The 14,067-nt window shown below is 67.5% G+C and carries 12 protein-coding genes; 5 read left to right on the top strand and 7 right to left on the bottom strand.

Annotation, left to right across the window (positions count from 1 at the left end; translation table 11 throughout):
- On the top strand, window positions 1–2,610 hold the full coding sequence (gene acnD / locus UB43_RS25775) for a Fe/S-dependent 2-methylisocitrate dehydratase AcnD (protein ID WP_045217080.1): 2,610 nt from the start codon (window positions 1–3) through the stop codon (window positions 2,608–2,610).
- Window positions 2,611–2,741: 131 nt separating this feature from the next.
- Window positions 2,742–3,929, top strand: coding sequence for a 2-methylaconitate cis-trans isomerase PrpF (prpF, locus tag UB43_RS25770; RefSeq protein ID WP_045217077.1), 1,188 nt, complete (start codon window positions 2,742–2,744; stop codon window positions 3,927–3,929).
- A 257-nt stretch (window positions 3,930–4,186) separates the two neighbouring features.
- Here prpF and UB43_RS25765 read toward each other — a convergent pair whose 3' ends face one another.
- From UB43_RS25765 to UB43_RS25755, 3 genes are read right to left on the bottom strand one after another with little or no spacing between them, the layout of a single operon-like run.
- Window positions 4,187–4,777, bottom strand: a complete 591-nt coding sequence (locus UB43_RS25765; RefSeq protein ID WP_045217074.1) for an LON peptidase substrate-binding domain-containing protein — start codon at window positions 4,775–4,777, stop codon at window positions 4,187–4,189.
- 18 nt (window positions 4,778–4,795) lie between these two features.
- Window positions 4,796–5,509, bottom strand: coding sequence for an LrgB family protein (locus UB43_RS25760; RefSeq protein WP_082085912.1), 714 nt, complete (start codon window positions 5,507–5,509; stop codon window positions 4,796–4,798).
- Complete coding sequence (locus UB43_RS25755; RefSeq protein WP_045217069.1) at window positions 5,509–5,871, bottom strand: CidA/LrgA family protein; 363 nt, start codon at window positions 5,869–5,871, stop codon at window positions 5,509–5,511. The genes UB43_RS25760 and UB43_RS25755 overlap by 1 nt, the downstream gene beginning before the upstream one ends.
- Before the next feature lie 179 nt (window positions 5,872–6,050).
- Between UB43_RS25755 and UB43_RS25750 the strand changes: the two genes are divergently transcribed.
- The 3 genes from UB43_RS25750 to UB43_RS25740 all read left to right on the top strand — a co-directional run bounded on the left by UB43_RS25750 (window position 6,051) and on the right by UB43_RS25740 (window position 9,002).
- The gene (locus tag UB43_RS25750) at window positions 6,051–6,506 is read left to right on the top strand and encodes a MaoC family dehydratase (protein WP_045217066.1); all 456 of its coding nucleotides are present in this window, start codon (window positions 6,051–6,053) and stop codon (window positions 6,504–6,506) included.
- A gap of 93 nt (window positions 6,507–6,599) precedes the next feature.
- On the top strand, window positions 6,600–8,330 hold the full coding sequence (locus UB43_RS25745; protein WP_045217065.1) for a C13 family peptidase: 1,731 nt from the start codon (window positions 6,600–6,602) through the stop codon (window positions 8,328–8,330).
- A gap of 30 nt (window positions 8,331–8,360) precedes the next feature.
- Entirely contained in the window at window positions 8,361–9,002 is a 642-nt protein-coding gene (locus UB43_RS25740) for an oxidoreductase (protein ID WP_045217062.1), read from the top strand.
- 217 nt (window positions 9,003–9,219) lie between these two features.
- Here the strand turns inward: UB43_RS25740 and UB43_RS25735 are convergent, their stop codons facing one another.
- The 4 genes from UB43_RS25735 to UB43_RS25720 all read right to left on the bottom strand — a co-directional run bounded on the left by UB43_RS25735 (window position 9,220) and on the right by UB43_RS25720 (window position 13,794).
- Window positions 9,220–9,507: a YceK/YidQ family lipoprotein gene (locus UB43_RS25735; RefSeq protein WP_024764688.1), complete on the bottom strand. Its 288-nt coding sequence runs from the start codon at window positions 9,505–9,507 to the stop codon at window positions 9,220–9,222.
- Window positions 9,497–10,126, bottom strand: coding sequence for a flavin prenyltransferase UbiX (gene ubiX / locus UB43_RS25730; protein WP_017521701.1), 630 nt, complete (start codon window positions 10,124–10,126; stop codon window positions 9,497–9,499). Before ubiX ends, UB43_RS25735 begins: the two co-directional genes overlap by 11 nt.
- Before the next feature lie 2 nt (window positions 10,127–10,128).
- Entirely contained in the window at window positions 10,129–11,481 is a 1,353-nt protein-coding gene (mpl, locus tag UB43_RS25725; protein WP_045217059.1) for a UDP-N-acetylmuramate:L-alanyl-gamma-D-glutamyl-meso-diaminopimelate ligase, read from the bottom strand.
- 402 nt (window positions 11,482–11,883) lie between these two features.
- Complete coding sequence (locus UB43_RS25720; protein WP_045217056.1) at window positions 11,884–13,794, bottom strand: sigma-54-dependent Fis family transcriptional regulator; 1,911 nt, start codon at window positions 13,792–13,794, stop codon at window positions 11,884–11,886.
- Window positions 13,795–14,067 lie beyond the last annotated feature (273 nt).

The following is a 14,067-nucleotide window of genomic DNA, read 5'->3' as shown; positions in this document are numbered from 1 at the left end:
ATGAACACCAACTACCGTAAACGCCTGCCCGGCACCGCACTGGATTACTTCGACGCCCGCGAGGCGGTCGAGGCGATCCAGGCCGGCGCCTGGGACAAACTCCCCTACACCTCCCGCGTACTGGCCGAACAGCTGGTGCGCCGCTGCGAGCCGGCGGACCTGACGGCTTCGCTGGAGCAGCTGGTCTACCGCAAGCGCGACCTCGACTTCCCCTGGTACCCGGCGCGCGTGGTCTGCCACGACATCCTCGGCCAGACCGCGCTGGTCGACCTCGCCGGCCTGCGTGACGCCATCGCCGAGAAAGGCGGCGATCCGTCCAAGGTCAACCCGGTGGTACCGACCCAGTTGATCGTCGACCACTCGCTGGCCGTGGAAGCCGCCGGCTTCGACCCGGACGCATTCGAGAAGAACCGCGCCATCGAAGACCGCCGCAACGAGGATCGCTTCCACTTCATCGACTGGACCAAGACCGCGTTCAAGAACGTCGACGTGATCCCGGCCGGCAACGGCATCATGCACCAGATCAACCTGGAGAAAATGAGCCCGGTGATCCAGGCGCGCGGCGGCATCGCGTTCCCCGACACCTGCGTCGGCACCGACTCGCACACCCCGCACGTGGACGCCCTGGGCGTGATCGCCATCGGCGTCGGCGGCCTCGAAGCCGAGACCGTGATGCTCGGCCACCCGTCGATGATGCGCCTGCCCGACATCGTCGGCGTGAAGCTCACCGGCAAGCGCAAACCCGGCATCACCGCCACCGACATCGTCCTGGCGATCACCGAGTTCCTGCGCAAGGAACGCGTGGTCGGCGCCTACGTCGAGTTCTTCGGCGAGGGTGCAGACAGCCTGTCCATCGGCGACCGTGCGACCATCTCCAACATGTGCCCGGAATACGGCGCCACCGCCTCGATGTTCTACATCGACGGCCAGACCATCGACTACCTCAAGCTCACCGGCCGCGAGCCCGAGCAGGTGGAGCTGGTGGAGAACTACGCGAAGACCCTCGGCCTGTGGAGCACCGCGCTGGAAACCGCCGAGTACGAGCGCGTGCTGGAGTTCGACCTGGGCAGCGTGGTGCGCAACATGGCCGGCCCGTCCAACCCGCACCGCCGCCTGCCGACTTCGGCACTGGCCGAACGCGGCATCGCCGACGAAGCCAAGCTGGAGTCCGGCCGCGTCGAGGAAGCCGAAGGCCTGATGCCCGATGGCGCGGTGATCATCGCCGCCATCACCAGCTGCACCAACACCTCCAACCCGCGCAACGTCATCGCCGCCGGCCTGGTGGCGAAGAAGGCCAACGCGCTGGGCATGATCCGCAAGCCGTGGGTGAAGACGTCGTTCGCTCCCGGGTCGAAGGTCGCCAAGCTGTACCTGGAAGAAGCCGGCCTGCTGCCGGAGCTGGAGAAGCTCGGCTTCGGCATCGTCGCCTATGCCTGCACCACCTGTAACGGCATGTCCGGCGCGCTGGACCCGGCGATCCAGAAAGAGATCATCGACCGCGACCTCTACGCCACCGCCGTGCTCTCGGGCAACCGCAACTTCGACGGGCGTATCCACCCCTACGCCAAGCAGGCCTTCCTCGCCTCGCCGCCGCTGGTGGTCGCCTACGCCATCGCCGGCACCGTGCGCTTCGACATCGAGCAGGACCCGCTGGGCACCGACAGTCAAGGCAACCCGGTCACCCTGAAGGACCTCTGGCCGTCGGACGAAGAGATCGACGCCATCGTCGCTTCCAGCGTGAAGCCCGAGCAGTTCAAGCAGGTCTACATTCCGATGTTCGACCTGGGCAGCGTGCAGGAAGCCGAAAGCCCGCTGTACGACTGGCGCCCGATGTCCACCTACATCCGTCGTCCGCCGTACTGGGAAGGCGCGCTGGCCGGCGAACGCACGCTCAAGGGCATGCTGCCGCTGGCGATCCTGCCGGACAACATCACCACCGATCACCTGTCGCCGTCCAACGCCATCCTGCTGGACAGCGCGGCCGGCGAATACCTGGCGAAAATGGGCCTGCCGGAAGAGGACTTCAACTCCTACGCCACCCACCGCGGCGACCACCTGACCGCCCAGCGCGCCACCTTCGCCAACCCGCAGCTGGTCAATGAAATGGCCGTGGTCAACGGTGAAGTGAAGAAAGGCTCGCTGGCCCGCGTGGAACCGGAGGGCAAGGTGATGCGCATGTGGGAAGCCATCGAAACCTACATGAACCGCAAGCAGAACCTGATCATCGTCGCTGGCGCCGACTACGGCCAGGGCTCGTCCCGCGACTGGGCGGCCAAGGGCGTTCGCCTGGCGGGCGTGGAAGTGATCGTCGCCGAAGGCTTCGAGCGCATCCACCGCACCAACCTGGTGGGCATGGGCGTGCTGCCGGTGGAGTTCAAGCCGGGCACCACGCGCCTGACCCTGGGCCTGGACGGCACCGAGACCTACGACATCAAGGGCGACGTCTCGCCGCGCTGCGACCTGACCCTGGTGGTCAACCGCCGCAACGGTGAAGTCGTCGAGGTCCCGGTCACCTGCCGCCTGGACACCGCCGCCGAAGTGAAGGTGTACAACGCCGGCGGCGTGCTGCAGCGCTTCGCCAAGGACTTCCTGGAAGGCGCGGTAGCGTGATGTAACTCCGGCACGCCCCGCGGCGTGCCGGATCGAACCCTGTAGGAGCGGGCCATGCCCGCGACCTTCCTCCGCGCGGGGATTTCGCGGGCATGGCCCGCTCCTACAACTGATCTGTCAGGACGTACCCCATGCCCCACGTACCCCAAGTGAAGATCCCCGCCACCTACATCCGCGGCGGCACCAGCAAGGGCGTGTTCTTCCGCCTGCAGGACCTGCCCGAGCGTTGCCAGGTGCCCGGTGAAGCCCGTGACCAGCTGTTCATGCGCGTGATCGGCAGCCCCGACCCGTACAGCGCGCACATCGACGGCATGGGCGGCGCGACCTCCAGCACCAGCAAGTGCGTGATCCTGTCGAAAAGCACCCAGCCCGATCACGACGTCGACTACCTCTACGGGCAGATTTCCATCGACAAGGCCTTCGTCGACTGGAGCGGCAACTGCGGCAACCTCTCCACCGCCGCCGGCTCCTTCGCCATTCACGCCGGCCTGGTCGATCCCTCGCGCATCCCGGACAACGGCACCTGCGTAGTGCGTATCTGGCAGGCGAATATCCAGAAGACCATCATCGCCCACGTGCCGATCAGCAACGGCCAGGTCCAGGAAACCGGTGACTTCGAACTGGACGGCGTGACCTTCCCCGCCGCCGAGATCGTGCTGGAGTTCCTCGACCCGTCCGACGATGGCGAGGACGGCGGCTCGATGTTCCCCACCGGCAACCTGGTGGACGACCTGGAAGTGCCCGGCATCGGCACCTTCAAGGCGACCATGATCACCGCCGGCATCCCCACCATCTTCGTCAACGCCCAGGACATCGGCTACACCGGCGCCGAGCTGCGCGAAGCGATCAATGGCGACCCCGAGCAACTGGCGCGCTTCGAGAAGTTCCGCATCGCCGGCGCCCTGCGCATGGGCCTGATCAAGACCCCTGAAGAAGCCGCGACCCGCCAGCACACGCCGAAGATCGCCTTCGTCGCGCCGGCGAAGAACTACGTCACCTCCAGCGGCAAGGAAGTCCAGGCCGGCGACATCGACCTGCTGGTACGCGCGTTGTCCATGGGCAAGCTGCACCACGCCATGATGGGCACCGCGGCCGTGGCCATCGGCACCGCCGCCGCCATCCCCGGCACCCTGGTGAACCTCGCCGCCGGCGGTGGCGAGCGCAGCGCCGTGCGCTTCGGCCACCCTTCCGGCACCCTGCGCGTGGGCGCCGAGGCCAGGCAGGTGAACGGCGAGTGGACCGTGACCAAGGCCATCATGAGCCGCAGCTCGCGCATCCTCATGGAAGGTTGGGTACGAGTGCCGGGCGATTCGTTCTGAGCGCTCGCCCTACCCGTAAAGTACAAGGCCCGCATCAGCGGGCCTTGTCGTTTCAGGTCACGCAGGAGCGGATTCATCCGCACAGCGTTCCCTTGTAGGAGCGGGCCGCGCCCGCGATCGCGGACAAGGTCCGCGTTGCCATGAACGCACCGTGCCGACAGGTTGAACGGGAATCCCATGCAGCGGCGCCTACCGGCGCATTCGCGGGCATGGCCCGCTCCTACAGGGTAGGCAAGCGTGAAGAGTGAGCCGGCGTGTCAGGCGACGAAATCGCCCTGCAACTGCTCCAGCAGCACCTGGATGCGCGCCAGACGCACCGTCGGATCGCCCATTTCCAGCAGCACCTGCTTCTGGTCGCGCTCGAAGGGCAGCAGGTAGGCGAGCTGGCAGGCCAGTTCCTGCTGGCCGTTGACCTCGCCCCCCATCTCCAGCGCCGAGACCATGGGGTGCATGGACAGCGCTTCGAGCAGTGCGGCGAGGTCGTCGTGTTCCTTGGTCAGCGGCCGGTCCGGCTGCTCGTCCAGCCACGCCACTTCAGCCACCGTCAGCTGGTCCGTCTGCACATTGGCGGAAAGCACACGAAAGCGCCGCCCGCCCTCGACCCGGATGCCCAGCAGGCCGTTGGACTGCTGCTTCCAGTCCTTGATGTGTGCTTCGCAGCCAACCAGGCTGTAGCGCTCCGGCGCATCGCCGACTTCCTCGCCCTCGACGATGGCCACCACGCCGAACCCGCCGTTCTTCTTCATGCAGCGGCCGATCATGTCCAGGTAGCGCGCCTCGAATATCTGCAGGTCGAGGCGGCAGCCGGGGAACAGCACGGTATTGAGGGGGAAGAGCGGGAAACTCATGGGTACTCCATTGGGCAATCAGGCGATCAGTGCTACCGCCAACGGTAGCAGCACAGCGGTGGCCACGCCCATCAGGCTCATCGCCAGGGCGGCGAAGGCACCGCATTCCTCGCCCTCCTGCAGGGCGCGGGAGGTGCCTACGGCGTGGGCGGTCATGCCCAGCGCCATGCCTTGCGCAGCCGGATGGTGGATGCCGAAGCGGCGCAGCAGTTCCGGGCCGAGGATGGCGCCGAGCACGCCGGTGATCAGCACGAACACCGCCGCCAGCGCCGCCACGCCGCCGATCTGGCTGGCCACCAGCATGGCGATGGGCGAGGTCACCGACTTGGGCGCCAGGCTCATCAGCAATTCGTGGTCGACGCCGAACAGCCAGCCCAGGCCGATACCCAGCGCGGTGGCGAACAGCCCACCAACCAGCAGGGTGATCAGCGTCGGCCAGAACAGCTGGCGGATGCGTTTCAGGTTGAGGAACAGCGGCACCGCCAGCGCGACGGTCGCGGGGCCGAGGAGGATGGTCAGCACCTTGGCGCTGTTGCTGTATTCCGCGTAGTCGATGCCGCAGGCCAGCAGCACCGCGATGACGATCAGCATCGACACCAGCACCGGCTGCAGGAACACCCAGCGCGTGCGCTCGTAGGCGGCCAGCGCCAGCTGGTAGGCGCCGAGGGTCACGCCGACGCAGAACAGGGGATGGTGGATGACGGAGTCGAGCGCGCCTTGCCAGTCGAACATCACGCGCCCTCCTTCTGCTTGCGCTGGCGGTCGATGAGCTTCTGCATCAGCCAGCCGGCGAACACGAAGGACACCAGCAGCGACAGCGCCAGCGCCCCGGCGATCGCCCAGAAGTCCGCGGCGATCTGCTTCGCATAGGCCATCACCCCCACCGCCGCCGGCACCAGCAACAACGGCAGGTAGCGCAGCAGCGAAGCGGCCGCCTCGTTCACCGGCTTGCTCACCTCGCCGTTCCACACCAGGAAGGCGAACAGCAGCACCAGCCCAATGATCGGGCCGGGGATCATGTGCAGGATGAGAGCATTCAGGCCCGTGCCGAGCAGTTGGAACAGCACCAGCCAGGTCAGGCCGCGTAGCAACATCAGGGAACATCTCCAGCGCAAGGAGCCGCCATTATGCCCGCCCGGCGCCCGCTATGGCTCGGCATTCGCCCAAAGCATGAATGCCGCTGCGGCTTGACCGGCCGCGGACCCCATGCTGATCTGTTGTCGGACTCTTACGCAGGCCGCACTAGAAGAACAACGATATCCCCGGAGGAAACATGGCATTCGTACCCGTAAGCGCACTGAAGGACTACATCGGCAAGGACCTGGGCCATTCGCAGTGGATCACCGTCGATCAACAGCGCATCAACCAGTTCGCCGAGTGCACCGAGGACCACCAGTTCATCCACGTCGACCCGGAGAAGGCGAAGAAGACGCCCTTCGGCGGCACCATCGCCCACGGTTTCCTGTCGCTGTCGCTGATCCCCAAGCTCTGCGAGGGCCTGCTGGTCCTGCCGGAGAACCCCAAGATGGTGGTCAACTACGGCCTGGACAGCGTGCGTTTCATCCAGCCGGTACCGGTGGATTCGCGCGTGCGCCTGCAGGTGACCATCACCGACATCACCGAGAAGAATCCCGGCCAGTGGCTGATCAAGGCGCGCTGCACCCTGGAGATCGAAGGGCTGCCCAAGCCAGCCTACATCGCCGAATCGCTGAGCCTGTGCTTCGTCTGACGGATCGGGCACAACGCTGAGAAAAAAGCCCGCGTCCGCGGGCTTTTTTACGTCACACTCAATCTACGCCCCACCGTCGATTCGAGAGTCCCGATGCCACGCCAACTCCTGCCCTTGAGCCTCGCCCTGCTCCTGACCGCCTGCGGCGAAGGCGAACCGCTGACGCCCCCGGACGCCCGCCTGCCCGACGGCGCGCGCTACCGTGGCGAGCTGGTGAACGGCCAGCTGCAAGGGCCGGGTCGGCTGGACTACAGCAATGGCGCCTGGTACGAGGGCGGCTTCGACAAGGGCCTGCAGAGCGGCCAGGGCAAGTGGAACGACGGCAACGGCACGAGCTACGAAGGTGAGTTCCGCGACGGCCTGTTCGACGGTCGCGGCCGCCTGCAATATGCCGACGGCAGCTTCTACGAAGGCCAGTTCAAGCGCGGCGAATTCGACGGCGAAGGGCGGATTTCCCAGGGCGGCACCACCTACAGCGGCGGCTTCCGCAAGGGGCGTTACGAAGGCCTGGGCAGCCTCGAGCAGCCCGATGGCACCCGCCATCAGGGTGCCTTCGCCAGGGGCGAAGCCAACGGCGAAGGGGCTCGCCGCGACAGCCTGGGCAACCAGTACAGCGGCCCGTTCAAGAACGGCGTGCTCGAAGGCAAGGGCATCTTCCGCGACGACGCGGGCGACCAGTACAGCGGCGAGTTCCGCAACGACCAGTTCGACGGAACCGGACGCTTCCAGAACGCCGACGGCGATGTCTGGTTCGGCCGCTTCAAGGCCGGCGCGCTGAGCGGGCCGGGCGAGTTCATCGGTGCCGACGGCAGCCGCTACCGGGGCGACTTCCGCTTCTGGCGCTTCGACGGCCAGGGCACGCTGACCCGCGCCGATGGCCAGGTCTACACCGGCGGCTTTGCCCGTGGCGAATACTCCGGAGAAGGCACCCTCACCCGCCGCGACGGCAGTGTGCAGAAAGGCACCTGGAATGCCGGCCAGCTACGCCAGGACGCCGCTGGCAAGCGGCTGCCCAACCCTCTGGAAGTGGGCCTGCTGGAGCAAGGCGCGCTGCTGGACAAGGCGCTGGCGGCCGTCCCCGCGTCCACGCCTGCGATCGAGCTCTACGGCGTCAGCCTGGGCGGCGACGGCAAGCAGAGCGTGTTCCTGCGTGAGGCCGACTACGTCGCCAACCTGCTCGGTAATCGCTTCGGTGCGCGCGGCGTGGTACGCCTGGTGAACCACCGCGATCACCTGGCCGACCGCCCCATGGCCACCCGCGAAACCCTCGCCCGCACCCTGCGCACCATTGCCGAGCGCAGCGGCCCGGAGGACCTGGTGTTCATCTACCTGACCAGCCACGGCTCCCATGACCATCAGCTGGTGCTCGACATGCCGGGCCTGAAGCTCGACGACCTGCCGGCCAGCGAGCTGGCCACGCTGCTCGCCCCGCTCAAGGACCGCTACAAGGTACTGGTGATCTCCGCCTGCTACAGCGGCGGTTTCATCCCCGCGCTCAAGGACGACAAGACCCTGATCATGACCGCCGCGCGCAGCGACCGGGTGTCCTTCGGCTGCTCCGAGGAGGCGGACTTCACTTACTTCGGCGATGCGCTCTTTGCCAAGGCCTTCCAGCAGACCGACGACCTCCGGCAGGCGTTCAAGCTGGCCAGCGCCACCGTGGCCCAGCGCGAGAAGGAGGAAGAGTTCGAGCCATCGGAGCCGCAACTCTGGGCACCGGAAGCGGTCATTACTCGCTGGCAGGCCCTGCGTGCACAGCAGTCGCACGGAGCCCTGGCGCTCGGCAGCAACGATGCGCAGGCAAAAGGACAAGGCGACAACTAAGCTGGAAAGTGTGTCAGAGGGGAAACACAGATGTACTCGAAACCGACGAATATCCTGCTAGCTGGCGCCACCGGCCTGACCGGTGAGCACCTGCTCGACCGCATGCTCAACGAACCCACGGTCAAGCGCGTCATCGCCCCGGCCCGAAGGAAGCTGGCGGAGCATCCACGCCTGGACAATCCCATCGGCCCGCTGGCCGAGCTCATCCCGCACCTGGTCCAGCCGGTGGACACGGTGTTCTGCTGCCTGGGCACCACGCTCAAGGAGGCCGGCTCCGAGGAAGCTTTCCGCAGTGTCGACTACGACCTGCCGCTGGCCCTGGGCGAGCGCGGCCTGGCCCTCGGCGCGCGGCACTACATCGTGGTCAGCGCGCTGGGTGCGGACAGCAAGTCGTCGATCTTCTACAGCCGGGTCAAGGGCGAACTGGAAGATGCCCTGCGCCAGCAAGGCTGGCAGCAACTGACCATCGCGCGGCCGTCACTGCTGCTGGGGCAGCGCGAGGAAATCCGCCTCGCCGAACTGCTCGCCGCGCCCTTCTCGCGCATCCTGCCGGGCAAGCTGCACGGCATCGAAGCCATCGCCCTGGCCCGCGCGCTCTGGCGCCTGGCGCTGGAAACCGGCAAGGGCACCCGCGTCGTCGAATCGGACGAATTGCGCAAGCTCGGCAAGTAACCACCATCCTCCCCGGCCTTCGCGAGACAGCGCACCCTGTAGGAGCGGGCCATGCCCGCGAAGGCGCCGGCAGGCGCCATTGCAGGGGAGTTGCCATCCAGCCGGTCCGCATCGTGCGCGCATGTGGGCGCGGACTTTGTCCGTGATCGCGGGCGTGGCCCGCTCCTACAGGTAACCCCTGCCGGCCGGGTACACGGGCGCCAGCGTCGGAGCGGGGCTAGTTCCCGCCCCACACCTGCAGGCCAACCCCCAGTTCCGCGGCGATCGACAGCGGCAGCAGCAAGGTATCCAGTAGCGCACTGCCCGGCAGGTCGAGGCCGGGATAGGCCGGCGCGTCGGTGCCAAAGTGATCCTTCGGGCAACAGCCGCCATTGAGCGAATACCAGTCCAGCCGGGTGCCGGCGTAGATCAGCGGATCGCCGGGGCGGCTGTCGTTGAGGGTCTTCACGGTGGCGCAGCCGCCCAGTTGCAACAGCAGCAGGGCGGCGAGGAGCTTATTCGTCACTGACAAGATGGTGTTCGCCCCAGCGCGGCAGCATGTCCTGGGGAATGCCCAGCTGATTGAGGATGCGCGCGACGACGAAGTCGATCAGGTCGTCCACCGTCTGCGGCTGGTGATAGAAGCCCGGAGCAGCCGGCAGGATCACTGCGCCCATATTGGACAGCTTGAGCATGTTCTCCAGGTGGATGCTGGAGAACGGCGCCTCGCGCGGCACCAGGATCAGCTGGCGGCGCTCCTTCAGCGCCACATCGGCGGCGCGTTCGATCAGGTTGTTGCAGGCGCCGGTGGCGATGGCCGAGAGCGTCCCCGTCGAGCAGGGCACCACCACCATCGCACTCGGTGCGCCGGAGCCGGAGGCCACCGGGGCCATCCAGTCTTCCTTGCCGTACACGCGGATCTGCCCCGGCGCGGCGCCGGTGTATTCGCTCAAGAAAGCCTGCATCGCCTGCGGCTTGCTCGGCAGGGTCACGTCGGTCTCGGTGGCCACCACCAGTTGCGCGGCCTTGGAGATGAGGAAGTGCACCTCGCGGTCTTCCTGCACCAGGCAGTCGAGCAGGCGCAGGCCGTACTGGGCGCCCGAGGCACCGGTCATGGCGAGGGTGACGCGTTCGGCTCCGGCCATGCTCAGCCCTCCAGTGCCTGGGCCAGCTTGCCGTGCAGGCCGCCGAAGCCGCCGTTGCTCATGACCACCACCTGGGTGCCCGGCGTGGCGATGGCCTTCACGCCCTCGATGATGGCTTCCAGCGAGTCGCACACTTGCGTGGGCACGGTGGAGCCGGCGACGGTGGCGGCCAGGTCCCAGCCGAGGTTCGGCGGGGCGTACCAGAACACGTTGTCGGCCTGCACCACGGACTCCGGCAGGCCGTCGCGGTGGGCGCCGAGCTTCATGGAGTTGGAGCGTGGCTCGACCACGGCGATCACCTTCGCATCACCGACGCGCTTGCGCAGGCCGTCGAGGGTGGTGGCGATGGCGGTCGGGTGGTGGGCGAAGTCGTCATAGATGGTGATGCCCTTGACCTCGGCAACCTTCTCCATGCGTCGCTTGACGCTCTTGAAGGCCGACAGCGCGGCGCAGCCCAGCTCCGGCACCACGCCGACATGGCGGGCCGCCGCGAGGCAGGCCAGGGCGTTGGCGACGTTGTGCTGGCCGGTCAGTTCCCAGTCCACGGTGCCCTGGGGTTTGCCGTCGAACAGGACTTCGAAGTGCGAGCCGTCTTCGCTGAGCAGGCGCGCCTGCCACTGGCCGCCTTCGCCGGTGGTCTGTACCGGCGTCCAGCAGCCCATGCCGATCACGCGCTTGAGCGCGGTTTCGGAGGTGGGGTGGATGACCAGGCCTTCGCCGGGGATGGTCCGCACCAGGTGGTGGAACTGCCGCTCGATGGCGGCCAGGTCGGGGAAGATATCCGCGTGGTCGAATTCCAGGTTGTTGAGGATCGCCGTGCGCGGGTGGTAGTGGACGAACTTGGAGCGCTTGTCGAAGAAGGCGCTGTCGTACTCGTCGGCCTCGACCACGAAGAACGGCGTGCCGCCCAGTCGCGCGGAGACGCCGAAGTTCTGCGGCACACCGCCGATCAGGAAGCCCGGGCTCATGCCGGCATGCTCCAGCACCCAGGCCAGCATGCTGCTGGTGGTGGTCTTGCCGTGGGTGCCGGCAGCCGCCAGGACCCAGCGGCCCTGCAGCACGTGGTCAGCCAGCCACTGCGGACCGGACACATAGGGCAGGCCCTTGTTGAGGACGTATTCCACGGCGGGGTTGCCGCGCGACAGCGCGTTGCCGACCACCACCAGGTCCGGGGCCGGCTCCAGGTGCGCGGGGTCGTAGCCCTGCATCAGCTCGATGCCCTGGGCTTGCAGCTGGGTGCTCATGGGCGGGTAGACGTTGGCGTCGGAACCGGTCACGCGGTGGCCCAGCTCCTTGGCCAGGACGGCCAGCGAGCCCATGAAGGTGCCGCAGATGCCGAGGATGTGGATATGCATGCAGACTCCTGCAATCAAGCCTTTCCAGGCGCTTCGAATGGGCGGCAGAGTAGCACAGCGCGCCCCCGCGCGGCCGGCCGCCGGGGCATCAGACGACGAGGTGGGGAGACGGTTCCCGGTGAGCAGCGAAAGCCGTCACAGGCAAGGACCGTAGGATGGGTGGAGCGAAGCGATACCCATGCGGTTTCAGAGCCCGGCTCCAGCTTGCCAGGCGCTCTGTCCCCTCACCCCAGCCCTCTCCCAGAGGGCCAGGTCAGGGAGAGGGAGCGGAGCACCGCCCAACCACCGAACGATCCGGGCATCCGTTCGCGAGCAAGGGCTAGGCGCCCCCCTCGGTCCTACGAAGAGCAGCCGGGGCGCAGGCTTGTTGTAGGAGCGAGCTTGCTCGCGAACCGCCAAGGCTCAGACCTGCCGCCGCAACCCATGGCGATTGAGCTTGCGGTACAGCGTGTTGCGGCTGATGCCCAGCTGCTGCGCGGCGCGGCTGACGTGCCAGCGCTGCGCTTCCAGGACGGCCAGCAGCGCGTCGCGCTCGGCGGCGCCGAGGGTGTCGCCGCCCTCCTCGCTCACCGGTAACGCAACAACGGCGGGAGCCGAAGTACGGCGCAGGTCCGGCGGCAGGTCGGCCATCTGAACCCGCCCGCCATCGCATAGCGCGCAGAGCGTGCGCAGCACGTTGCGCAGCTGGCGCACGTTGCCCGGCCAGGGAAAGTCCAGCAGGTGCCGGCGCACGTCGTCGTCCAGTCGCACCGCGCGGCCCTTGCTCTCCTCGGCCAGCAGGTGATCGAGCAACGCACCGCGGTCATCGCGCTCGCGCAGCGGCGGCAATGCGACGACCAAACCGTTGAGGCGGTAGTAGAGGTCTTCGCGGAACTGCCCGGCGGCCACCAGCGCTTCCAGGTCGCGGTGGCTGGCGCTGATCAGGCGGATGTCCACATCCTGCGGCTCGCCGCCGATGGGCACTACCTGGCGCTCTTCCAGCACGCGCAGCAGGCGGGTCTGCAACGCCAGCGGCATGTCGCCGATCTCGTCGAGGAACAGCGTGCCGCCGTCGGCCTGCTGCAACTTGCCGCGCATGCCCTCCTTGCGGGCGCCGGTGAAGCTGCCTCCGCGGTAGCCGAACAGTTCGCTCTCGATCAGGGTCTCGGGGATCGCCGCGCAGTTCAGCGCGACGAAGGCCTTGCCGGCACGCTCGCCGCCCAGGTGCACGGCGCGGGCGAAAGCTTCCTTGCCGGTGCCGGTCTCGCCCTGCAGCAGCAGCGGCACGTCGTGGGCGTAGACCTTCAGCGCGCGGCGGAAATCATGGGCCAGTTGCGGATCGTCGATGCACAGCCCTTTCGCCAGCGGCGCACGCGGCAGCACCGGCGCGGCGGCGATCGGACGCTGGCCACGCAGCAGCGCATAGAGAGTGCGGCCAGCGTGGGTGCGCAACGGCCAACTGGCATTGGGCTGCGGGTCGGCGCGGCTGAACAGGTCGTCCAGCCGGCAATCGAAGAATTGCTCCAGGGAGCGCCCAATGAGGCTGTCCCGGCGGCTGCCGAGCAGGTTGATCGCGCTCTGGTTCGCCGCGCGGATTCGCCCGTCAGCGCCGAAGGCCAGCAGGCCTTCGCTGAACAGGCCGAGGCCGTCCGGTTGCAGGTGGAAGCGCAGCAACCACTGGTCCTCGAAATGCCGCAGGAAGTAGCAGCTCTCGATGGCCTTGGCCGACAGGTTGACCAGCGCCATGGTGTGGAACTGGCTCTGCCGCGACACGTCGCGGCGCGCGGAGGAAACGTCGAGCACCGCCAGCAGTTCGCCCTGCGGGTCGAACACCGGGCTGGCCGAGCAGGTCAGCCCGGTGTGGCGGCTGCGGAAGTGTTCGTCCTGGTGGATGGTCAGCGCCTGGCGTTCCACCAGGCAGGTACCGATGCCGTTGGTGCCCTCGCGCGCCTCGCTCCAATCCGCGCCCAGCCACAGCCCGGCCTGCTCGAAGGTGCGGCGCTCGGCGGCTTCGCTCACGCAATTGAGAATGACGCCACGGGAATCGGTGAGCAGCACCGCATGGCCGGCGCCGGAGAGCTGCTGGTGCAGGCTGTTCATCTCGCCGCTGGCGATTTCCAGCACCTGGCGATGGTGCTCGCGGACTTCGAGCATGCGCGCATGTTCCAGCACCGTCGGCGCCATGGGTTGCGCCGGGTCGAGGTGGTACTGCTCCAGGCAGCGCATCCAGGAGCGGGCGATCGACGGGTCCGCACCGGGTGCTCCGGCGCGGGCCTTGCCCTCGGCCACGGTCATGACCTGGCGGGCGTGGCGGCTCAAATCGTTGGCGCGCATTCTTGTTGTTCTCCGCTTGGGGGACGGGGAGGCAGCCCCGGATTCCTGCGACTGTTTGTCAGACAATTCGCCGAAACGCAGGACAGCATCCCCCACGCGCCACCCCAATGCAACGCCTGTCCGACCGTCAGGTCACGACTGTCACGAATACGGGACAAAGTGTCACCCAGCCCTGTGCCAGGGCCGTTACAGGGCGATTTCCGGCGCCCGGCTCGATTCGCCGCAACCCAAGCGGCGCGGGGCTTTCACTGGCATGGCCCGGCCCTTGCTCTA

The organism is Pseudomonas sp. 21 (genome assembly GCF_000955805.1).
Classification (GTDB): Bacteria; Pseudomonadota; Gammaproteobacteria; order Pseudomonadales; family Pseudomonadaceae; genus Pseudomonas.
This window is presented reverse-complemented; position numbering and strand designations above follow the sequence as displayed.